Annotated in this window: 14 protein-coding genes; 9 read left to right on the forward strand and 5 right to left on the reverse strand. The window is 67.9% G+C overall.

The annotated features are described in order from the left end of the window. Positions 1-26: 26 nt before the first annotated feature. A complete protein-coding gene (locus OG611_RS32155) occupies positions 27-1,259 on the forward strand; it encodes a UvrD-helicase domain-containing protein (protein WP_266428236.1) in 1,233 nt (410 codons plus the stop codon). Here OG611_RS32155 and OG611_RS32160 read toward each other — a convergent pair. The 4 genes from OG611_RS32160 to OG611_RS32175 all read right to left on the reverse strand — a co-directional run bounded on the left by OG611_RS32160 (position 1,216) and on the right by OG611_RS32175 (position 4,890). Further along, a complete protein-coding gene (locus OG611_RS32160; RefSeq protein WP_266428237.1) occupies positions 1,216-2,745 on the reverse strand; it encodes a UDP-N-acetylglucosamine 1-carboxyvinyltransferase in 1,530 nt (509 codons plus the stop codon). The two genes, OG611_RS32155 and OG611_RS32160, sit on opposite strands and share 44 nt — an antisense overlap. A 298-nt stretch (positions 2,746-3,043) precedes the next feature. Next, entirely contained in the window at positions 3,044-3,667 is a 624-nt protein-coding gene (locus tag OG611_RS32165) for an RraA family protein (protein ID WP_266428240.1), read from the reverse strand. 26 nt (positions 3,668-3,693) lie between these two features. After that, the gene (locus tag OG611_RS32170) at positions 3,694-4,197 is read right to left on the reverse strand and encodes a hypothetical protein (RefSeq protein WP_266428243.1); all 504 of its coding nucleotides are present in this window, start codon (positions 4,195-4,197) and stop codon (positions 3,694-3,696) included. Between the two features lie 84 nt (positions 4,198-4,281). Beyond that, positions 4,282-4,890, reverse strand: coding sequence for a GNAT family N-acetyltransferase (locus OG611_RS32175; protein ID WP_266428245.1), 609 nt, complete (start codon positions 4,888-4,890; stop codon positions 4,282-4,284). Between the two features lie 41 nt (positions 4,891-4,931). Between OG611_RS32175 and OG611_RS32180 the strand changes: the two genes are divergently transcribed. The 3 genes from OG611_RS32180 to OG611_RS32190 all read left to right on the forward strand — a co-directional run bounded on the left by OG611_RS32180 (position 4,932) and on the right by OG611_RS32190 (position 10,522). After that, entirely contained in the window at positions 4,932-6,287 is a 1,356-nt protein-coding gene (locus OG611_RS32180; protein ID WP_266428248.1) for a hypothetical protein, read from the forward strand. Positions 6,288-6,568: 281 nt separating this feature from the next. Then, the gene (acnA, locus tag OG611_RS32185; RefSeq protein WP_323180287.1) at positions 6,569-9,283 is read left to right on the forward strand and encodes an aconitate hydratase AcnA; all 2,715 of its coding nucleotides are present in this window, start codon (positions 6,569-6,571) and stop codon (positions 9,281-9,283) included. Positions 9,284-9,877: 594 nt separating this feature from the next. Further along, positions 9,878-10,522, forward strand: coding sequence for a histidine phosphatase family protein (locus OG611_RS32190; RefSeq protein WP_266428254.1), 645 nt, complete (start codon positions 9,878-9,880; stop codon positions 10,520-10,522). A 90-nt stretch (positions 10,523-10,612) separates the two neighbouring features. On the opposite strand, the gene OG611_RS32195 is transcribed toward OG611_RS32190, so the two are convergent. Then, positions 10,613-14,464, reverse strand: a complete 3,852-nt coding sequence (locus OG611_RS32195) for a GH92 family glycosyl hydrolase (protein ID WP_266428257.1) — start codon at positions 14,462-14,464, stop codon at positions 10,613-10,615. A gap of 501 nt (positions 14,465-14,965) precedes the next feature. Between OG611_RS32195 and ngcE the strand changes: the two genes are divergently transcribed. The 5 genes from ngcE (at position 14,966) to OG611_RS32220 (ending at position 21,039) form a co-directional block, all read left to right on the forward strand. Beyond that, on the forward strand, positions 14,966-16,414 hold the full coding sequence (ngcE, locus tag OG611_RS32200) for an N-acetylglucosamine/diacetylchitobiose ABC transporter substrate-binding protein (protein ID WP_266428259.1): 1,449 nt from the start codon (positions 14,966-14,968) through the stop codon (positions 16,412-16,414). Positions 16,415-16,464: 50 nt separating this feature from the next. Continuing rightward, positions 16,465-17,388: a carbohydrate ABC transporter permease gene (locus OG611_RS32205; RefSeq protein ID WP_266428262.1), complete on the forward strand. Its 924-nt coding sequence runs from the start codon at positions 16,465-16,467 to the stop codon at positions 17,386-17,388. 91 nt (positions 17,389-17,479) lie between these two features. Beyond that, the gene (locus OG611_RS32210) at positions 17,480-18,397 is read left to right on the forward strand and encodes a carbohydrate ABC transporter permease (RefSeq protein WP_266428265.1); all 918 of its coding nucleotides are present in this window, start codon (positions 17,480-17,482) and stop codon (positions 18,395-18,397) included. A 222-nt stretch (positions 18,398-18,619) separates the two neighbouring features. Next, complete coding sequence (locus tag OG611_RS32215; RefSeq protein ID WP_266428267.1) at positions 18,620-19,819, forward strand: ROK family transcriptional regulator; 1,200 nt, start codon at positions 18,620-18,622, stop codon at positions 19,817-19,819. A gap of 122 nt (positions 19,820-19,941) precedes the next feature. Next, complete coding sequence (locus OG611_RS32220; RefSeq protein ID WP_266428269.1) at positions 19,942-21,039, forward strand: substrate-binding domain-containing protein; 1,098 nt, start codon at positions 19,942-19,944, stop codon at positions 21,037-21,039. Positions 21,040-21,094 lie beyond the last annotated feature (55 nt).

Consider the following 21,094-nt stretch of genomic DNA (forward strand, 5'->3'; position numbering starts at 1 on the left):
TCAACCGTGAGTACCGGGCGCTGCTGGTGCGGCTCGGCGGCAACGACTGGCTGCTGGTCTCGGTCAAACACCGCGGGCACGTCCACCGCAACCTCGACCGGTTCGCCTACGGCATCAACCAGATCACGGGTGCGATCGAGTACGTGGATCTCCAGGTGGTGGAGGAGGATGTCCTCGGCGCGGAGGGATCCGGGGAGCACGCGGAGAAGCTGGCTTCGGAAGCCGCCGCCGCCGATGCTCCGCTGTTCTCCGCGTACACCGCGAAACAGTTGGCCGACCTGGGCGTGGCCGAGCCGCTGATCCCGATCGCTCTCAAGCTCACCACGGACGACGAGCTGCTCGGACTCGCCGAGTACGCTCCGCGGCACACCGGAGAGGTGCTGCTGCGGCTGCGGGACGGAGTCCCGTACCAACAGGTCATGGACGAGGTGACCGCGCCGGTCGCGGTCGCGTCCGAGGAATCGCCCAAGAGTGCCGATAGCGAGAACTGGCGGGCGGCGGCGGACCGCTCGCAGGCCGTGGTGATCACCGATGACGAGTCCCTGCGCGGCATCATCGAGGAGGGCGACTTCGGCCGGTGGAAGGTGTTCCTCCACCCCACCCAGGAACGGCTTGTGGGACGCACGCACTCCGGGTCCGCCCGGGTGAGCGGCGGACCCGCAACAGGAAAGACGATCGTCGCCCTGCACCGGGTGAAACACCTCGTGGAGAAACGGCCCCCCGGCCACAACAAGCCGGTGCTCTTCACCACCTTCAACAAGAACCTCGCCGCAGACCTGCGCACCCGCCTTCTCTCGCTCGGCGGGCCGCAACTGCTCGCCCGCGTCGACATCCTGCATGTCGACCAGTTGGCGACACACGTGGTCAGCGAGGCCGACCCGGGGAACGCCAAGCGCAGGATCGATGACACACAGGCTCTGCGTGAGTGGCGCCAACTGCTGGTGGAGGCCGGGGAGAGCCGTTGGGACGCCGAGTTCCTCTGTGACGAGTGGAACCAGGTGTGCACCGCTCGGCGCGCCATGCTTGTCTTCCTGCGGGTCAACGGTGCCGTCACCGTTGCCGGCCCGTTCGTCGAGGAGGTCGCGCAGGACAACATCATAGTGAGGGCCGGGGCGGAACGAGGCTCCAAGGTCCCAGAGAAGTCCCAGAGGTGCCGCCGCACGCCCGCTCTTCACCCCGCATGCAGGTCAGGCGAGGTGCGGCGGCAGTCGTGTCTCAGATGTCCCGGAAGATCTCGATCTGCGCCCCCACGGAGTTGAGGCGCTCCGCCAGCTCCTCGTAACCGCGGTTGATCACATACACGTTGCGCAGTACGGACGTGCCCTCCGCCGCCATCATGGCGAGCAGCACCACCACCGCGGGCCGCAGTGCGGGCGGGCACATCATCTCGGCGGCGCGCCACCGGGTCGGGCCCTCGACCAGCACCCGGTGCGGGTCCAGGAGTTGGAGCCTGCCGCCGAGGCGGTTCAGGTCGGTGAGGTAGATGGCCCGGTTGTCGTAGACCCAGTCGTGGATGAGGGTCTGGCCGTGGGCCGAGGCGGCGATCGCCGCGAAGAAGGGCACATTGTCGATGTTGAGCCCGGGGAACGGCATGGGGTGGATCTTGTCGATCGGCGCCTCCAGTTTGGAGGGCCGGACCTTGAGGTCGACCAGCCGGGTACGGCCGTTGTCTGCGGTGTACTCCGTCGTACGGTCGCAGTCGACGCCCATCTCCTCAAGGACCGCGAGCTCGATCTCCAGGAACTCGATCGGCACCCGGCGTATCGTCAGTTCGGACTCCGTCACCACGGCTGCGGCGAGGAGGCTCATCGCCTCGACCGGGTCCTCGGACGGGGAGTAGTCGACGTCCACGTCGATGTGCGGAACTCCGTGCACGGTCAGTGTGGTCGTGCCGATGCCGTCCACGCGTATGCCCAGTGCCTCCAGGAAGAAGCAGAGGTCCTGGACCATGTAGTTGGAGGACGCGTTGCGGATGACGGTCGTGCCGTCGTGCCGGGCGGCGGCCAGCAGCGCGTTCTCGGTGACGGTGTCGCCGCGCTCGGTCAGCACTATGGGGCGGCCGGGGGTGACCGAGTGGTCGACCTGGGCGTGGTAGATGCCCTCGGTCGCGGCGATCTCCAGACCGAAGCGGCGCAGCGCGATCATGTGCGGCTCGATGGTCCGCGTACCGAGGTCGCAGCCGCCCGCGTACGGGAGCTTGAAGCGGTCCATGCGGTGCAGCAGCGGGCCGAGGAACATGATGATGGAACGGGTCCGGCGGGCGGCGTCCGCGTCGATGGCGTCCATGTTCAGCCGGGCGGGCGGGACGATCTCCAGATCGGTTCCCTCGTTGATCCACCGGGCTCGCACGCCGATGGAGTTCAGCACCTCCAGGAGGCGGTAGACCTCTTCGATCCGGGCCACGCGGCGCAGCACCGTACGGCCCTTGTTGAGCAACGAGGCGCAGAGCAGTGCCACGCACGCGTTCTTGCTCGTCTTGACGTCGATGGAGCCCGAGAGCCGGCGGCCGCCGACCACCCGCAGGTGCATGGGCCCGGCGTAGCCGAGCGACACGATCTCGCTGTCGAGTGCCTCACCGATGCGCGCGATCATCTCAAGACTGATGTTTTGATTGCCGCGCTCGATGCGGTTCACGGCGCTCTGGCTGGTGGCGAGCGCCTCGGCGAGCTGACTCTGTGTCCAGCCCCGATGTTGACGGGCGTCACGGATGAGCTTGCCGATACGTACGAGGTAATCGTCTGACATGGCGAAAGGCTATCTCAGATATGAGATGGGACCCGTGCCGGGGTGTGGTGTTCGGGTGACGCTCGGGCGTGTCGGCACGGCAGTTGCAGGTCAGGCCTGTATGAAAAGCGCGGGTTCCGGTGCGGGTCGTGCGTTCCATGGTCCACCCGGATCGCCGCGACCGCGCGCGGTGTGCGTCCGTACGGGTACGGGCGACGAAGGACGTCCGGGACACCAGCCTCCGGAGGCCGGTGTCCCGGACGTCGTCTCTTGGCCGTCGTGTCCCGGCCGTCGCCGTACGGCCGTCGTCTTGCGGTGGTCAGTCCTCGAAGCCGCCGCCGCGCAGGATGCTGTCGATGCGGGCGCGATGCGCCGCCTCCCACGCGTCGAGGGATTCGCCGGCCTCCTTCGCCGCCTTCGTCCGCGCGTCGAGGAGCACCTGCTCGTGCCCGGCGCGGGGAACGACCACGATGCCCTCTTCGTCCGCCACCACGATGTCGCCGGCGTCCACGTCCACCCCGCCGCACCGCACAGGGACGTTGAGCGGACCGACGGCCTTCTTGGTTCCGGGGATCGGGATGACGCCCCTGGCGAAGACGGGGAAGCCCATCTCGCGCACCTCGGCGAGGTCGCGGATCACGCCGTCGGTCACGAACGCGGCGATGCCCCGGCGTTGGGCGACGGCACAGACGTTGCCGCCCGCGAGCGCGTGGTCCACGTCACCCGACTCGACGACGATGACGGTGCCGGGCTCCGCGCGATGGATGGCCGCATGCAGCATGAGGTTGTCGCCCGGGGGGCACCGCACGGTGAACGCCGGGCCGGCGACTCGGGGGACCGAGGGCCACAGCGGCCGGATGCCTATGTCCATGACCTGCCCGCGCCCCAGGAGATCGGCGAGGGTGGTCGGGGAGATGTCCTTGAACTCGCTCACGTCGTTCATGTTCCTCCGTCGTCCGGGTCCGCACGTCAGGTGTCGTACAGGCCGTCCCAGGGAGCGTAGAAGCCGAGGTGGTCGGGGTAGAGCTCGACCCAGTCGTCCTCGTCCTCGTCGCACTCGTCCTCGCCGCCGTCGTGGCGTTCGACGACCAGCCCGAAGAGCACGCCGTCGACCGTCAGCCGGAAGGGCCGGATCGCGATGTCTCCGTACTCGCGCCCGGGAAGACTGTCGAGGAGCGCTGTCATCCGTGACTGTGCCCGCGCCATGACGGAGTCCTCGCCCTGCGGGTGTCGTTGCTGCTCGGCGTATGTTCCGACGCATCGGATGTCCGAGTCGATGTGCCGGCCCTCGTGGTCGAACCGGTGGAGGACGGTGTAGAGGCGCTTGTGCTCCTCCCAGCCGTCGTCGGCCGTGAACCCGTCCGGGAAGGCATAGGTGATCGAGGCCAGGAACTGTCCGCCCGCGTACCGCCCGATGGTGTCGGTGCGGTAGTCCGGTTCGTGGGCGATGGGGATGATCGCTGGGACTGCCATGGCGAAACCATAGATATGGCATCGGACTTGACCGCATCCGGGGTGGCGGATCCAGCCGCGGCCGGCCGGATCCGCCGACGGTTCTCAGGCGTTGACCGGACCGCGCGGCTCACGCCACATGGCCCACAGCGTCGGCCCGTCCTGCGGCAGCCGGACCTCCTCGCGCACGGTGAAGCCGAAGTGTTCGTAGAAGGGGAGGTTGGAGGCCTTGGAGGACTCCAGGTAGGCGGGCAGGCCCGCCGCGTCGGCCTTGGCCAGCCCCGAGCGCAGCAGGGCGGCCCCCTGGCCCTGCCCCTGGGCGGCGGGGTCGGCGCCGATCAACGCCAGGTACCAGTGCGGTTCCTCGGGCGTGTGCTTGGCGGCCGTCTCGACGGTGTCCTTGAACAGCCCGGCCCGGTCGCCGAGGATGTTCAGCAGCTCCCCGATGGTCTCCGCGTCCGGAACGGCCTTGGCCTGCGCCTCCGGCGGCACCCAGAACGCCGCCGCGGACTCGGTGCGCTCGCACACGCTGCTGTGGACGTACTGCCGGGTGAAGATCGTGGTGAAGTAACTGACCAGTGACGCCTGGCGCGAGGAGTCGTCGGGGAAGAACGAGCGCATCATCGGGTCGTCGTCGAAGGCGAGGGCCAGGGAACGGCTGATCTGCGGGGCGTCGTCGACCGTTGCCGTTTTCGGCGTATTCGTTATCAGCATACGGACATTCTGCATTTGGTGATCTTGGACGGCGGGGCGGGGTGGCGAGTGACAGGGTGGTGAAGGGCAGGGTGGTGAAGGACGGGGTGGTGGTGCTGAGGGGGAAGCCGATGGTGACGCGGATGCGTGAGCTGTACTACTACGACCACGCGAACGACTTCGGGCTCAGCGGCTTCGCCGGCGCGCTGTGCTCCCGGGCGACGCTCCGCACCGACGCAGCCGTGGTGCTCGCCCTCGCCGGGGCGCAGGCGGAGGACGAGGACGACCAGCTCGGCAGGGACGTCCGGTTGCTGCTGGACTCCCCGCTGCCGGACGAGGTGCTCCGCACCGTGTGGCTGGCCGCCGTACGGCGGTGCTTCGACCCGGCCGAGGAGGGCACGGACACCCGGTCGTGGCTGCGCGGTGTCGCGAAGGTGTGCCCGCCGCACACAGCGGAGCGGGGCCGGGTCGAGGCGGAGGTCCTCGACAAGGCGCGTCCGAGGGTGCCGGAGGGGGAGCTGCGCGGGATCGTCGCGGCGGAGATCGAGTCGGCCGCGCCCGCACTCGAACGCGGCGTCGCCGTACCGGACATCGTCCCGGCACTTCTGCGGGTCGTGCGCGAGGCGGACGCCGACCTCGGACTCCGTCTGTTCCTGCGGGCCGCGAAGGCGTACTCCGTACCGATCGGGAAGGAGCCGTACGACCGGCTGCTGGGCATCGGCGACCTGCTGGCGTATCCCGGGACCGCCGTCTTCGAAGAGCTGAACGTGTGCTGGCCCCCTGTCGACCCCGGCCGGCGCGACTTCATGCTCGGGCGCTTCGGTCTGCCGCTGCTCGCAGCCGTGTTCCATGGGACGGACTGGCAGTACCTGGGCACCGTGCCGGAGAACATCCGGAGCGTCATCGAAGGCGACGGGGCATGCGCTCCGGGCTCGTACGCGGCGGTGCTGCTGGAGGACGTGCGGCGGCTGCTGGACTCCGCGCTGTCCGACGAGGCGGTCACCGTGCTGTGGCGGACCGCCTCGGGGCGGTCCTACGTCGACGAGGCGTTCGACGCCGACGGGCGGACATGGCTGGAGCAGGTCGCCCAGGCGTGCCGGGAGCGCCTGGCTGAGGTCGATCCCGTCTACACGCCCTATCTGTCCCCGGCCCGGATCGACCTGGCGGAAGCCGTGCTGCGGGAGCTCCGCGAGGCCACGCGGAGCGCGGCGGAGGAGGTGCGGGGCGTGGTGCGGGTGCTGGAGGACGTGGTCACCACCGTGGACCCGGACCTGGGCTTCCGCCTGCTCCTGGAGATCCTCTTCGCGTACGACGTCCCCGTCACCGACGCCCGGCGCGTCCGCTACCAGGCGCTCGCCGAACAGCTCGGATACAGCGCGGACCACCTCGACGAGCAGCTGCCCCGCCGACCGGACTGATCCGCCCGGCCACCGCGCGGCGCGGCGAGCTCATCGCCACCGCCCGAACCGCGGCGCGGGGGATCGGTGGCGCCCGCGCATGACCGTGCGACGGTGATGTACTAGAGTTATCTCGACATCGAGATATATGCCGAAGGCGCACCGTAGTCCGCCAGCCGGTAAGGGTTACCTAACTAAGCCTTACCTTAGCGGATGGTCGAGGGGCCGTAGGCGGCACCACGCGGCGCCCGCCGTAATGAGGCGCGGCGCGGAGTACGCGCACATTGATGAAGGAGACTGTCGTGTCGGCGAACAGCTTCGACGCCCGCAGCACGCTGCGCGTGGGCGACGAGTCGTACGAGATCTTCAAGCTGGACAAGGTCGAGGGCTCCGCGCGCCTCCCTTACAGCCTGAAGGTGCTGCTGGAGAACCTGCTCCGCACCGAGGACGGCGCGAACATCACCGCCGATCACATCCGGGCGCTCGGTGGCTGGGACTCCCAGGCACAGCCCAGCCAGGAGATCCAGTTCACGCCGGCCCGCGTGATCATGCAGGACTTCACCGGTGTGCCGTGTGTCGTGGACCTCGCCACCATGCGTGAGGCCGTCAAGGAGCTGGGCGGCGACCCGGCCAAGATCAACCCCCTCGCCCCGGCCGAGCTGGTCATCGACCACTCCGTCATCGCCGACAAGTTCGGCACCAACGACGCGTTCGCGCAGAACGTCGAGCTGGAGTACGGCCGCAACAAGGAGCGCTACCAGTTCCTGCGCTGGGGCCAGACCGCCTTCGACGAGTTCAAGGTCGTCCCCCCGGGCACCGGCATCGTCCACCAGGTCAACATCGAGCACCTGGCCCGTACGGTCATGGTCCGGGGCGGCCAGGCGTACCCCGACACCCTCGTCGGCACCGACTCGCACACCACCATGGTCAACGGCCTCGGTGTGCTGGGCTGGGGCGTCGGTGGCATCGAGGCCGAGGCCGCGATGCTCGGCCAGCCGGTCTCCATGCTCATCCCGCGCGTCGTCGGCTTCAAGCTGACCGGCGAGCTCCCGGCCGGCACCACCGCCACCGACCTGGTGCTGACCATCACCGAGATGCTCCGCAAGCACGGTGTCGTCGGCAAGTTCGTCGAGTTCTACGGTGAGGGCGTCGCCGCCACCTCCCTCGCGAACCGCGCCACCATCGGCAACATGTCGCCGGAGTTCGGCTCCACCGCCGCGATCTTCCCGATCGACGACGAGACGCTGAAGTACCTGCGTCTGACCGGCCGTGACGAGCAGCAGGTCGCGCTCGTCGAGGCGTACGCCAAGGAGCAGGGCCTCTGGCTCGACCCGGCCGCCGAGCCGGACTTCTCCGAGAAGCTGGAGCTGGACCTGTCGACGGTCGTCCCGTCGATCGCCGGCCCGAAGCGCCCGCAGGACCGCATCATCCTCGCGAACGCCAAGGCGCAGTTCGCCCAGGACGTGCGCAACTACGTCTTGGACGACGAGGAGTCGGGCAAGGAGTCCTTCCCGGCCTCCGACTCCCCGGCCGCCCACAACGGCGTCCCGTCGAACCCGACCACGGTCACGGCCCCCGACGGCACGACGTACGAGATCGACCACGGCGCCGTCACCGTCGCCGCGATCACCTCCTGCACCAACACCTCGAACCCCTACGTCATGGTCGCTGCGGCGCTCGTGGCGAAGAAGGCGGTCGAGAAGGGCCTGACCCGCAAGCCGTGGGTCAAGACCACCCTCGCCCCGGGCTCCAAGGTCGTCACCGACTACTTCGACAAGGCGGGCCTGACCCCGTACCTCGACAAGGTCGGCTTCAACCTCGTCGGCTACGGCTGCACCACCTGCATCGGCAACTCCGGCCCGCTGCCGGAGGAGGTCTCCAAGGCGGTCAACGAGCACGACCTGGCCGTGACCTCGGTGCTCTCCGGCAACCGCAACTTCGAGGGCCGGATCAACCCCGACGTCAAGATGAACTACCTGGCGTCCCCGCCGCTGGTCGTCGCGTACGCCATCGCCGGTTCGATGAAGGTGGACATCACCAAGGACGCCCTGGGCATCGACCAGGACGGCAAGCCGGTCTACCTCACCGACATCTGGCCCACCGAGGCCGAGGTGAACGACGTCGTCGCCAACTCCATCGGCGAGGACATGTTCAACAAGTCCTACCAGGACGTCTTCGCGGGCGACGCCCAGTGGCAGGCGCTGTCGATCCCGACCGGCAACACCTTCGAGTGGGACCCGCAGTCCACCTACGTGCGCAAGCCCCCGTACTTCGAGGGCATGACGATGGAGACGACCCCGGTAGCCGACATCACGGGCGCCCGCGTCCTCGCCAAGCTGGGCGACTCGGTGACGACGGACCACATCTCGCCGGCCGGTGCCATCAAGGCCGACACCCCGGCGGGCAAGTACCTCACGGAGCACGGCGTCGAGCGCCGTGACTTCAACTCCTACGGCTCGCGCCGAGGCAACCACGAGGTCATGATCCGCGGCACCTTCGCGAACATCCGCCTGCGCAACCAGATCGCCCCGGGCACCGAGGGTGGCTTCACCCGCGACTTCACCCAGGCCGACGCTCCCGTGTCGTTCATCTACGACGCCTCGCAGAACTACCAGGCCGCCGGCACCCCGCTGGTCATCCTGGCGGGCAAGGAGTACGGCTCCGGCTCGTCCCGCGACTGGGCCGCCAAGGGCACCGCGCTCCTCGGCGTCAAGGCCGTCATCGCCGAGTCCTACGAGCGCATCCACCGCTCGAACCTCATCGGCATGGGCGTTCTCCCGCTCCAGTTCCCGGAGGGCGCGACCGCCGAGTCCCTCGGCCTGACCGGCGAGGAGTCCTTCTCCTTCACCGGCGTGACCGAGCTGAACAACGGCACCACGCCGCGCACGGTCAAGGTGACCACCGACACCGGTGTGGAGTTCGACGCGGTCGTCCGCATCGACACCCCCGGTGAGGCGGACTACTACCGCAACGGCGGCATCATGCAGTACGTGCTCCGCAACCTGATCCGCAAGTAGTCGCGAGGCAGGCAGCAGAGCCGAAGGGCCGCACCCCGGAATCCCGGAGTGCGGCCCTTCGCGCGTCCTCCGAACCGGTCCCTGCCGCTTGATGCTCCGCACGAAGGCCGCCCGACTCGCGGTTCCCGGACTGGGCCGGACTGCCCGTCGAGCCGGTCGTCCCGGTGGGCACGTCCCACGCCATGTACCGGCTCGGCGAGGGCCTGGTGGTGCGGCTGCCCCGTACTGCGGGGACGGCCGGTGAGGAGGTGGAGAAGGAGCAGCGCCGGCTGCCCCGGCTCGCCCCATGGCTTCCCGCCGCGATCCCCGTGCCGCCGGGCAGGGGCGTGCCCGCGGAGGGCCATTCGTCGTCCTCGCCCTGCTGCGCGGCGGCAACCGCCGGGAGCGGCACACCGCGTGACCGGTCGCGATCCTGCCGGGTCCGGTCCGTCCGGCTGGGGCATTTGACGGAATGTCGCGGACCACCGGGTCGCCGTACCCGGAAACGGGCCACCGCCCGCCTCATCGTGGGCGCACGGAATGCGATGGTGGTCCAGCGGGTTCGCAGAACTGCGAGCTACGCGGAACGAACGGCACAGAGAGCGGATGACACCCATGGGCGAGCTGATCCTGATCCGGCACGGCGAGACGGAGTGGTCGCGGTCCGGGCAGCACACGAGCTACACCGATCTGCCCCTGACCCCCTTCGGGGAACGGCAGGCGCGTGCGCTGGCGCCCCTGCTCGCCGACCGGCGGATCGCGCTCACCCTCGTCAGCCCCGCCGTACGCGCCCGGCGCACCGCCGAGCTCGCCGGACTCGCCGTACCCCGCATCACACCCGAGCTGCGCGAATGGGACTACGGCGGCTACGAAGGGGTGACCACCGACGAGATCCGCCGCACCCGCCCCGAGTGGAACCTCTGGACCGACGGGGTCGCCCCCGGCCCCGAGGCGCACCCCGGCGAGACCCCGGCCGAGGTCGGGGCCCGCGCCGACCGGGTGCTGGCCGAGGCCGCGGAGGCGGCGGGGCGTGACCCGGACGAGGACATCGCGCTCGTCGCCCACTCCCACTTCCTGCGTGTGCTCACCGCCCGCTACCTCGGCCTGACCCCGGCCGAGGGCACGCTGTTCCAGCTCGCCACGGGCGCTGTCTCCCGGCTCGGCACCGAGCACGGGAAGCCGGTCATCACGGCGTGGAATGTGACATTGCCCGAGAGCCTGTTCCCCCGGGCCGTTCCGGAGACCCCGGAACGGGACTGAGCGGGAGCCACGCGGCCCCGGAAGCGGACCGACGGCCGGCACCCCGGGCAGGGGTACCGGCCGTCGGCCGTGACGCGGCTGCGACACGGATCAGGAGAGCAACTCCAGTTCCGCGAGCGTGCTTTCACCGTCACCGGCGAACACCAGACGGTAGTGCGCGTACCTGCCCGGCCGGCCCACCGAGAACACCCTCGTCTGCTTGTCCCAGGCGAACGACTCGGCCGACCGCTTGTCGAGGTCCTGCCACGTGGTGCCGTCCGACGAGCCCTGGAGGACCCAGCCGGCCGGCGCCCCGGCGGCCTTGTCCGATGTCAGTGTGTACCGGACCGCCTCCGTGGCCGAGGAGACCGGCAGGTCCACCGTGGTGACCTTCGCCGAGGTGGCCGACGTGTTGTCGAACAGGGCGCCGTCGCCCTTCAGCACGTCCGCCTGCGGGGACGCCACCTTGTCGTCCGTGGTGATCGAGGTCGGCGCCGCGTCCTTGCCGGTGCCCCACGACGACGGCTTCGGGCCCATGTCGAAGTCCAGCACACCGCCCTTGGCCAGCAGGTCGTGCGGCAGCGAAGTCGAGGTCCACCTCTTGCCGTTGACCCTCAGCGCCTGCACATAGATGTTCTTCGCGCTGTTCTTCGGCGCCCTGACGACCAGGTCGTGGCCGTTCTCCAGATGGACCGTGGTCTTCTTGAAGAGCGGGGAGCCGATCGCGTACTCGCCACTGCCCATGACCAGCGGGTAGAAGCCGAGCGAGGAGAAGAGGTACCAGGCCGACTGCTCGCCGTTGTCCTCGTCGCCGTGGTAGCCCTGCCCGATGTCGCTGCCCGTGTAGAGCCGGCTCAGGACCTCGCGGACCTTCTCCTGCGCCTTCCAGGGCTGCGAGGCCGCGTCGTACATATATGTGACATGGTGCGCGACCTGGTTGCTGTGGCCGTACTGCCCCATCCGTACGTCACGCGCCTCCGTCATCTCGTGGATGACACCGCCGTACGAACCGACGAACTCGGGACCGGCCGTCTCCGGAGTGGCGAAGTACGTGTCGAGCTTCTTCGCGAGGCCGTCCCGGCCGCCGTACAGGTTCGCCAGACCGCGACTGTCCTGCGGGGCCGTGAACGCGTACCCCCAGCCGTTCGTCTCCGTGTAGTCGTAACCCCAGACCCGGGGGTCGTACTTCTCCGACGGGAGCCGCCAGTCGCCCTCGGCGTCCTTGCCCTGGAAGAAGCCGGCCTTGTCGTCGAAGAGCTGGACGTAGTTGCGGGCGCGGTTCAGGAAGTACTCGGACTCCTCCTTGTACCGGGCCTTCTTCGTCTTCTTGTAGAGAGCCCGGCCCATCTGCGCGATGCCGTAGTCGTTGAGGTAGCCCTCCAGCGACCAGGACAGGCCCTCGTGCGTCGAGGTGTCGGCGTAGCCGACGAACGGGGACGTCGCCATGCCCTTGCGGCCGACGCCCGAGGACGGCGGGACCACCGTGGCGTTCTTCAGCGCCGCGTCGTACGCCGCCTCCGCGTCGAACTTCACGCCCTTGACGTAGGCGTCCGCGAACGCGACGTCCGAGGAGGTGCCGGTCATCAGGTCGGAGTAGCCGGGGGACGACCAGCGGGAGATCCAGCCGCCGTCCTTGTACTGCTGGACGAAGCCGTCCACCATCTCGCCGGCCTTGTCCGGAGTGAGGAGGGAGTACGCGGGCCACGTCGTCCGGTAGGTGTCCCAGAAGCCGTTGTTGACGTACACCTTGCCGTCGACGATCTTCGCCCCGGTGTGCGTCGGGGTGTCGGAGCCGACCTGCGGGGAGAACGGGCTGGCGTACTTGTCCTTGCCGTCGACCTTCTCGAAGCCCGAGTTCGGGTACAGGTACAGCCGGTACAGGCTGGAGTAGAGGGTGGTCAGCTGATCGGCCGTGGCACCCTCGACCTCCACCTTGCCCAGGATGTCGTCCCAGGCCCGCTGCGCCCGGTCCTCGACGCGGCCGAAGGAGCGCGAGGCGGGGATCTCGGCGGCGAGGTTCCGCTTGGCCTGGTCGATGCTGATCAGCGAGGTGGCCAGCCGCAGGCCGACCGTGCGGTCCTTGCCGGCGTCGAAGCGGAGGTAGCCCGTGACGTCGTCGCCACCGCCGCCGGACAGCTTGCCGCTCGCGGTGACCGGGGCGTCGAAGACGCCGTACACGAAGAGGCGGGTGGCGCCGGTCGAGCCGCCGCTCTTGACGTCGGAGAAGCCGGTGAAGGAGCTGGTCCCCGGGTCGAGGGTGAGCCCGCCGTCGTTGGAGACGTTGTCGAAGACGATGCTCGCGTCGTCACCGGGGTAGGTGAAGCGCATCCGGGCCGCGTGGTCGGACGGCGTCATCTCGGCCTTGAGGCCGTTGTCGAATGTCACACCGTAGTAGTGCGGCTTCGCCGTCTCGTTCTCGTGGTGGAACGGCAGCGCACGCGCCGTGCGGGAGGCGTCCGGGGTGCCGGCGACCGCCGACGGCATCAGTTGGAAGGTCTGCCGGTCGCCCATCCAGGGGCTCGGCTCATGGCTGGCGCTGAAGGCCTGGAGGGTGGGCAGGTTGTCGTCGTTGTTGCCCCGCGCGTAGTCGTACAGCCAGCTCGTGGATCCGGCGTTGGTGACCGGGGTCCAGAAGTTGAAGCCGTTCGGGACCGCGGTGGCGGGGAAGTTGTTGCCCCGGGAGAAACCACCGCTGGAGTTGGTGCCGCGGACCGTCGACGCGTAGTCGGAGAGGTGGGAGCGGCGCTTCTCGGCTGCCTTCGGGGCGATCTCGATGTCGTCGATCCAGCCCTGGAACTTCGCCGTTCCCTTGGGGGAGTCGTACGCCACCAGGATCCGGTCCACGGTCTTGCCCGCCGCGACCGTGCCGATCGTCGACTCGACCTTGTTCCACTGGTTGACGTACAGCCGCTTGGCACCGGCCTGGCCCTGCGGGGTCAGCAGGCCGCCGTTGCTGTCGGTGGCCCGCAGATCGCTCAGATACGTGCCGTCCGTGAACGCCAGGTCCACCGCGACATGCGTCGCCGGGTAGGAGAGGTCGGTCTCGCCCATCTGGGGATAGACCAGGTAGGACAGTGAGGTGTCACGGGTGACAGCCGTGTTCACATCGAAGACCTTGTTGTACGAGTACGCCCGGCCGTCCGCCTTGTGCGTACCGGCGTATCGCAGGGCCTTCTTCCCGGTGAAGCCCGCGCCCGCCTTCGCGGTGGGGGAGCCGGAGGGGCCGCGATCGGTCTGGCTGCGCATCTCGGCGGGGGCCGGGACCGAGGTGTCGCCGTCGGAGAACTGGACGTCGGCGAGCTGGGTGGCGTCGGAGGCGCCGTTGTTCTTCGTGATCTGGAGGCGGTAGTGCTGGAATGCCGTGTCAGATGTGAAATCGTACGACTTCGTCTGGAACCGCTCGGCGAAGGTCTGACCGGTCCGGGAGTCGAGGTCCTTCCAGTCCTTGCCGTCGGTGGAGCCCTGCAGGGTCCAGTCCTTCGGGTCGCGCTCGGCGTGGTCATTGGCCGAAGTCAGCGCGTAGGTCACGACCTTGACCGGTTCGTCGAGATCGAACTCGGCCCAGCCGGTGGGTTCGAAGGCCAACCACTTGGTGCCGGGCTCCCCGTCGATCAGGTTCTCCTTCACCTCCCCGCCGCCGGTGTTCTCGCCACTGGCGCGGACGTCCGTCACCTTGTCGGTGATATTGCCCGGTATTCCTGCGGAGAAGCCGCCATCGACACCCGATGACCGCTTCTTTCCATCGGGGCCCTCTTCTACGGTATTGCGCCAGTCCGGCTGCTTTTCATCCGCTTCGAAGGATGAGCTGAATGTCCGGTCCCCCGAGGGGGTCCGGCCCTTGTCGCGCGTGTCGGCCGACTGCGCGGCGGCCGCGGTGGGGGCGGTCACGACCAGGACCAGTGAAGCCGCGATCAGTGCGGCCGTACGGCTTTGTCTCTTGCGAGAACCATGTCGGGGCTGCATGTCGAGCCATTCCTCCCGAGGAAGTGCATCTGGACAACGTTGTCAGAGAGATGCGCAAGGTCCAGTAGGGAGCCAAGTGCCGGAGTGTGTCAAGGGTGTTGGGTGTGAATGGCAAGCCGAATCGACCGGAATGCGGAAATCGTTACACCCGGACCGGGAGCATGCGGGGGCCATGTATCTGCGAGGTCTCAACTCGGGAAAGACTGCTGCTCAAACTCGCATTCGATCTTGCTCAGTCGGCCGTGAGTGGACTATACCTGTCGGCGTCTGCACAGCCGTTTCGGCGACGCGGGCAAGGGGGACAAGGGGGAACGGCCGAGGACGGCACGACGGGTGCATCCGATGCCTGCTCCCCCTGAGCCCCCCACTGCACATGGCTAGCCTGAAATCAGCACTACCCAAGCGCAACTGACCGCGGTGGCGGGGCCCTTCGCCTGAGGCGAATATCGACGGGCGACCGGTACACACCGCCTGAGTCCTGGAGAAGGCGAGGACTTGAGCATGGGATCCACCTCCGCCCACAAGAATGAGGGCCTTGGCCGTCGCGATGTGATCAAGCGATCGGCCGCACTCGGCCTGATCAGCGTTCCGACGATGGGCTTCCTGTCGGCGTGCGCGAGCAGCGACAGCAGCGGCGACAAGAAGGTCGAGAAGGGCAAGGCCACCAAGGCCAACCCGCTCGGCGTCAACGAGACGGCCCCGCTCGAGGTGGTCATCTTCGACGGCGGCTTCGGCCAGCAGTACGCGATCGACGCGGAGAAGAAGTACAACGCGGCGTTCCCGAAGGCCCCGAAGGTCAAGCACGTCGCGACCCAGAAGATCCAGTCGCAGCTGCAGCCCCGCTTCAACGGTGGCACCCCGCCGGACCTGATCGACAACTCCGGCGCCGAGCAGATGGACATGGGTGTCCTGGTCGGCAAGAAGCAGCTGCTCGACCTCACGCCGCTGATGGACGCCCCGTCCATCGACGACCCGAGCAAGAAGGTCCGCGACACGCTGCGCCCCGGTGTCCTGGAGATGGGTCAGTTCGACGGCGACCCGGTCTGGATCATGTACTACGCGTACACCGTGTACGGCGTCTGGTACTCGCAGACCGCGCTCGAGAAGCTCGACGCGCAGTACCCCGAGACCTGGGACGACATGCTCGCCCTCTGCGCGAAGGCGAAGAAGCAGGGCATCGCGGGCTGGACGTACGCCGGTAAGTACCCGTACTATCTGCCGTTCTCGCTCTACCCGTTCATCGCCAAGATCGGTGGCCGGGAGGTTCTCGACAAGATCGACAACCTGGAGCCGAACGCCTGGAAGGACCCCGCGGTCAAGGCGGCGTTCGAGGCGTACTACGAGCTGTACCAGAAGGGGTACATCCTCAAGGGCACCCCCGGTCTGACCCACATCCAGTCGCAGACCGAGTGGACCAAGGGCAAGGCGCTCTTCATCCCGAACGGTTCGTGGGTGGAGAACGAGGCCGCGCCGACCACGCCCAAGGACTTCAAGATGATGGTCGCGCCGCCGTCCGGCCTGGACTCGTCCGACAAGCTGCCGTTCGGCACCATCTGGGCCTCCGGCGGCGAGCCCTTCATCGTCCCGGCCAACGCCAAGAACCCCGAGGGCGGCATGGAGCAGCTGCGCATCATGCTCTCCGAGGAGTCCTCGAAGAACTTCACCAAGCAGGTCAAGTCCCTCAGCGCCTTCAACGGCGGCACCGACGGTCTGACCCTGTCGACCGCCATGCAGTCCGGCGTCGACGTGCTGAAGAAGGCCGGCGACAACGTGGTGAACCCGCGTCTGCAGGACTGGTACGTGAAGCTCCAGAAGGAGCAGATCGGTGTCGCCGGTATCGGCGAGATGATGGCCGGCCGCGCCACCCCGGCGGAAGCCATCAAGAAGATCCAGGCCTTCGCCGACGCGGCGGCCAAGGACCAGTCCATCAAGCACTACAAGCACCAGTGAGCAACCGTCACCAGCGGCGGCACCCGCGGAAAGATCGGGGTCGGTAAACGATGCAGCACGGCAAGTACCGTTTCATCGTGGGATTCTTGGTAGTCCCACTCGCGCTGTACGCGGTCTTCGTCATTTGGCCGTTCATCCAGTCCATCTACTACTCGTTCACGGACTGGACCGGCCTGAGCCCGGACTTCAAGATGGTCGGGTTCAGCAACTACACGAGGATGCTGAAGGACGACATCTTCTGGAAGTCGTTGCAGCACAGCGTGTTGCTTGTGCTGCTGCTGCCGCTGGTGACGCTGGGCCTGGCGCTCTTCTTCGCCTTCATGCTCAATGTCGGGGGCCGGCGGCGCAAGAACGCCGCGGTCTCCGGCGTGCGCGGCTCGGGTTTCTACAAGATCGCCTATTTCTTCCCGCAGGTGCTCTCGATCGTCATCGTGGCCCTGCTCTTCCAGTTCGCGTTCAACCCCACCAGCGGGATGCTGAATTCGACACTGAAGACGATCGGTCTGGGTTCCATCCAGCCGGACTGGCTGGGCGACCCGAGTCTCGCGCTGGTCTGCGTCATGTCGGTGCTGGTCTGGTCGACGGTCGGATTCTTCGTCGTGCTGTTCTCGGCCGGAATGGCGTCCATCCCGAAGGACTTCTACGAGGCGGCGCTTCTCGACGGCGCCAACCGCTTCACCACGTTCTTCCGGATCACCCTTCCGCTGCTCTGGGACACGGTGCAGTCGGGCTGGGTCTACATGGGGATCCTGGCCCTCGGCGTCGAGGCGTTCACCGCCGTACAGGTCATGACCGTGGGCCCCGGTGGTCCCGACTACTCGACCACGGTCCTGCCGCTGTACGTGTACCAGACGGCCTTCCGCGACGGGCAGGCCGGCTATGCGACGACGATCGGTGTCGGACTGCTCATCGTCACCTTGGCCTTCGCCGCCATCGTGATGCGACTGGGCCGGCGCGATCGGCTGGAGTTCTGATGCTGCGATTCCCGGGAGACGATCCCCGGACCCCCAGCAGGCACCGCAGGTCGGCCTCCGTGTCCGGCTCGACAGTACGAGGTGAGTACACGTGAAGACGACTGACACCCCTCCCGCGGCCCCGGCGGCGGACCCGGCCCCGGTGGCCAAGGCGCCCGCACCGGCCGCCAAGGAGAAGAGCAGTGAGGGCCAGGTCCTCAACGTCTTCTCGCACGGTGTGCTGATCATCTGGGCGATCCTGGTCGTCATGCCGCTGCTGTGGGCGGTGATGGCGTCCTTCAAGACCGACGACTCGATCCTGTCGACGCCGTGGGCGCTGCCCGACAAGCTGCACTTCGAGAACTGGTCGCGCGCCTGGAGCCAGGCGCACATGAGCGACTACTTCTTCAACACCGTCGTGGTGGTGGGCTGTTCGCTGGTCGGCACCCTGCTACTGGGGTCGATGGCGGCGTACGTGCTGGCGCGGTTCGACTTTCCCGGCAACCGCTTCATCTACTACCTGTTCATCGGCGGGATGAGCTTCCCGATCATCCTGGCGCTGGTCCCGCTGTTCTTCGTCATGAACAACATGGGCCTGCTGAACACGCGGCACGGACTGATCCTGGTCTACATCGCGTACTCACTGCCGTTCACCGTCTTCTTCCTCACCTCGTTCTTCCGGACGCTGCCGAGCTCGGTGGCGGAAGCGGCGATGCTCGACGGGGCCTCGCACACCCGGACGTTCTTCCAGGTGATGCTGCCGATGGCGAAGCCCGGCCTGATCAGCGTCGGTATCTTCAACTTCCTGGGGCAGTGGAACCAGTACATGCTGCCGACGGTGCTCAACACCGACCCGAAGTACCGGGTGCTCTCCCAGGGCCTGGTCGAACTGGCCACCAGCCAGGGGTACAAGGGTGACTGGTCCGGTCTCTTCGCCGGTCTGGTGATGGCGATGCTGCCGGTTCTCGCGGCCTACATCATCTTCCAGCGCCAGGTCGTCGCCGGCCTCACCGCGGGTGCGGTGAAGTAGCGGCCCGCACCGTCCCCGAACCCACGAACCGCCCGTCGGCCATGAGCCGGCGGGCGGTTCATGCGTGTGCCGGGGCCGTCCCCGTGTCCGTACCGAGGCCGTAGCTGTGCGTGCGCTGTGCTCATCCGAGGCTTCGGTCGCTCAAGGTCTTGACGGGGAGTGCCGCAAAACGCTCAGCTTAGAGTTCACATGTTAGAGAAAACGGTAGGAGTGAGAGAGTCGATGGAGACTCCGGGGTCGCAGACATCTCTGCATCGCGCCAACCTTGAGCGGGTCGTGCGCGCGGTACGCATGGCCGGCTCGCTCACCCAGGCGGAGATCGCACGGAGCACCGGCCTGTCAGCGGCCACCGTCTCCAATATCGTTCGTGAATTGAAGGACCGCGGCACGGTCGAGGTCACCCCCACCTCGGCGGGCGGCCGCCGGGCCCGCAGCGTCTCGCTCAGCGGCGACGCGGGCATCGTGATCGGGGTCGACTTCGGCCATACGCATCTGCGGGTGGCGGTCGGCAACCTCGCCCACCAGGTGCTGGCCGAGGAGGCCGAGCCGCTGGACGTCGACGCCTCCTCCGCGCAGGGGTTCGGGCGGGCGGAGCAGCTGGTCAGGCGGCTGATCGAGACGACCGGGATCAGTCCGGACAAGGTGATCGGGGTGGGCCTCGGCGTTCCCGGCCCGATCGACGTGGAGTCCGGGACGCTGGGCTCCACGTCGATCCTGCCGGGCTGGACGGGCATCAACCCCAGCAATGAGCTCGCCGGCCGGCTCGGTGTGCCGGTGTACGTAGACAACGACGCCAACCTCGGCGCGCTCGGCGAGCTGGTCTGGGGGAGCGGCCGGGGGGTCAGGGACCTCGCCTACATCAAGGTCGCCAGCGGTGTCGGCGCCGGTCTGGTGATCGACGGGCGCATCTACCGGGGGCCGGGCGGCACGGCCGGCGAGATCGGGCACATCACGCTCGACGAATCGGGCCCGGTGTGCCGCTGCGGCAACCGCGGATGCCTGGAGACCTTCACGGCCGCCCGGTACGTGCTGCCGCTGCTCCAGCCCAGCCACGGGTCCGATCTCACCATGGAGCGGGTGGTCCAGCTGGCTCGCGACGGCGATCCGGGCTGCCGCCGGGTGATCGGGGACGTCGGGCGGCACATCGGCAGCGGGGTCGCCAATCTCTGCAATCTGCTCAACCCCAGCCGAGTGGTCCTCGGCGGATCGCTCGCCGAGGCGGGCGAGTTGGTGCTCTCACCGATCCGTGACTCGGTCTCCCGCTACGCCATTCCGAGCGCCGCCCGGCAGCTCTCGGTGCTGCCCGGGGCGCTGGGCGGCCGGGCCGAAGTGCTGGGCGCACTGGCCCTCGTGCTCAGCGAGATGGGGGATTCAACCCTTTTGGAAAGCACCTCGCCGAAAGCCACTCCTGCCTTCACTTAGATAACGGATGGCACCGTTGTCATCTCGTTAAGGATTTACTCCTTGACGCTGGCGTCGCGGCCGAGTTGACTTCCAGCCACCTCGGCCGCGACGTCGCGGCCTCGTCAGGGAGGCAACCCGTAATGAACGCAACGACGCGACGCATCGTCATAGGCACGGCCGCACTCTCCATGGCCGTCTCCCTCGCGGCGTGTGGCAAGGCCGGCGACGACAAGGACTCCGGCAGCGGCGGCGACAGCAAGACCATCGGCCTGCTCCTTCCGGAGAACAAGACCACGCGCTACGAGACCTTCGACCGCCCCATCATGGAAGCGAAGATCAAGGCGCTGTGCTCCGACTGCGAGGTCAAGTACAACAACGCCGCGCAGGACAGCGAGACCCAGAAGAAGCAGTTCGACGCGCTCGTCACGCAGGGTGTGAAGGTCATCATCCTCGACACCGTCGACTACAAGGCCGCGAAGTCCTGGGTCCAGCAGGCCGCGAAGAAGGACGTCAAGGTCGTCGCGTACGACCGTCTCGCCGAGGGCCCGATCTCCGCCTACGTGTCGTACGACAACGAGAAGATCGGTCAGCTCCAGGGCGAGGCGCTGGTCAAGGCGCTCGGCGCCAAGGCCAAGGACAGCAACGTTGTCATGATCAACGGCTCGCCGACCGACCCGAACGCCCCCTTCTTCAAGAGGGGCGCGCACAGCGTCCTCGACAAGCAGGTCAAGAAGGTCGTCTACGAGCAGGACATCCCGGACTGGTCGGCCGACGAGGCCAACAAGAAGATGGGAGCGGCCATCGACTCCCTGGGCAAGGACGGCTTCCAGGGCGTCTACTCCGCCAACGACGGCATGGCCGGCGGCATCATCACGGCCCTGAAGAAGCAGGGTGTGAAGATCCCGGTCGGCGGTCAGGACTCCGAGCTCGCCGGTCTGCAGCGCATCCTCACGGGCGAGCAGGCCTTCTCGATCTACAAGCAGATCAAGCCGGAGGCCGAGACCACCGCCGAGATCGCCGTCAGGCTGCTCAAGGGCGAGAAGATCGACGACCTGGCCCCGGTCAAGGTCGACAGCATCTCCGGCGAGTTCAAGGGCACCCCGTCGAAGCTCTACGACGCCTCGGTCGTGACCAAGGACAACATCGCGTCCACGATCGTCGCGGACAAGGTCTACAAGGTCGAGGAGATCTGCACCGCCCAGTACAAGGCGGCCTGCGACGCAGCCGGCATCAAGTAATCCGCCGTCGGCAGGCGTCATCCGATCCGGTCCGGCACCCGCCCCGTCAATGCCC

It is taken from the genome of Streptomyces sp. NBC_01363 (genome assembly GCF_026340595.1).
Classification (GTDB): domain Bacteria; phylum Actinomycetota; class Actinomycetes; order Streptomycetales; family Streptomycetaceae; genus Streptomyces.

Bases quoted from the DNA above. Each gene is read 5' to 3' on its own strand.
- OG611_RS32220 (WP_266428269.1), top strand. From the start codon at position 19,942: ATGAACGCAACGACGCGACGCATCGTCATAGGCACGGCCGCACTCTCC.
- OG611_RS32175 (WP_266428245.1), bottom strand. From the start codon at position 4,890: ATGCTGATAACGAATACGCCGAAAACGGCAACGGTCGACGACGCCCCG.
- OG611_RS32205 (WP_266428262.1), top strand. From the start codon at position 16,465: ATGCAGCACGGCAAGTACCGTTTCATCGTGGGATTCTTGGTAGTCCCA.
- OG611_RS32195 (WP_266428257.1), bottom strand. From the start codon at position 14,464: ATGCAGCCCCGACATGGTTCTCGCAAGAGACAAAGCCGTACGGCCGCA.
- OG611_RS32170 (WP_266428243.1), bottom strand. From the start codon at position 4,197: ATGGCAGTCCCAGCGATCATCCCCATCGCCCACGAACCGGACTACCGC.
- OG611_RS32215 (WP_266428267.1), top strand. From the start codon at position 18,620: ATGGAGACTCCGGGGTCGCAGACATCTCTGCATCGCGCCAACCTTGAG.
- OG611_RS32160 (WP_266428237.1), bottom strand. From the start codon at position 2,745: ATGTCAGACGATTACCTCGTACGTATCGGCAAGCTCATCCGTGACGCC.
- OG611_RS32165 (WP_266428240.1), bottom strand. From the start codon at position 3,667: ATGAACGACGTGAGCGAGTTCAAGGACATCTCCCCGACCACCCTCGCC.
- ngcE (WP_266428259.1), top strand. From the start codon at position 14,966: ATGGGATCCACCTCCGCCCACAAGAATGAGGGCCTTGGCCGTCGCGAT.
- OG611_RS32190 (WP_266428254.1), top strand. From the start codon at position 9,878: ATGGGCGAGCTGATCCTGATCCGGCACGGCGAGACGGAGTGGTCGCGG.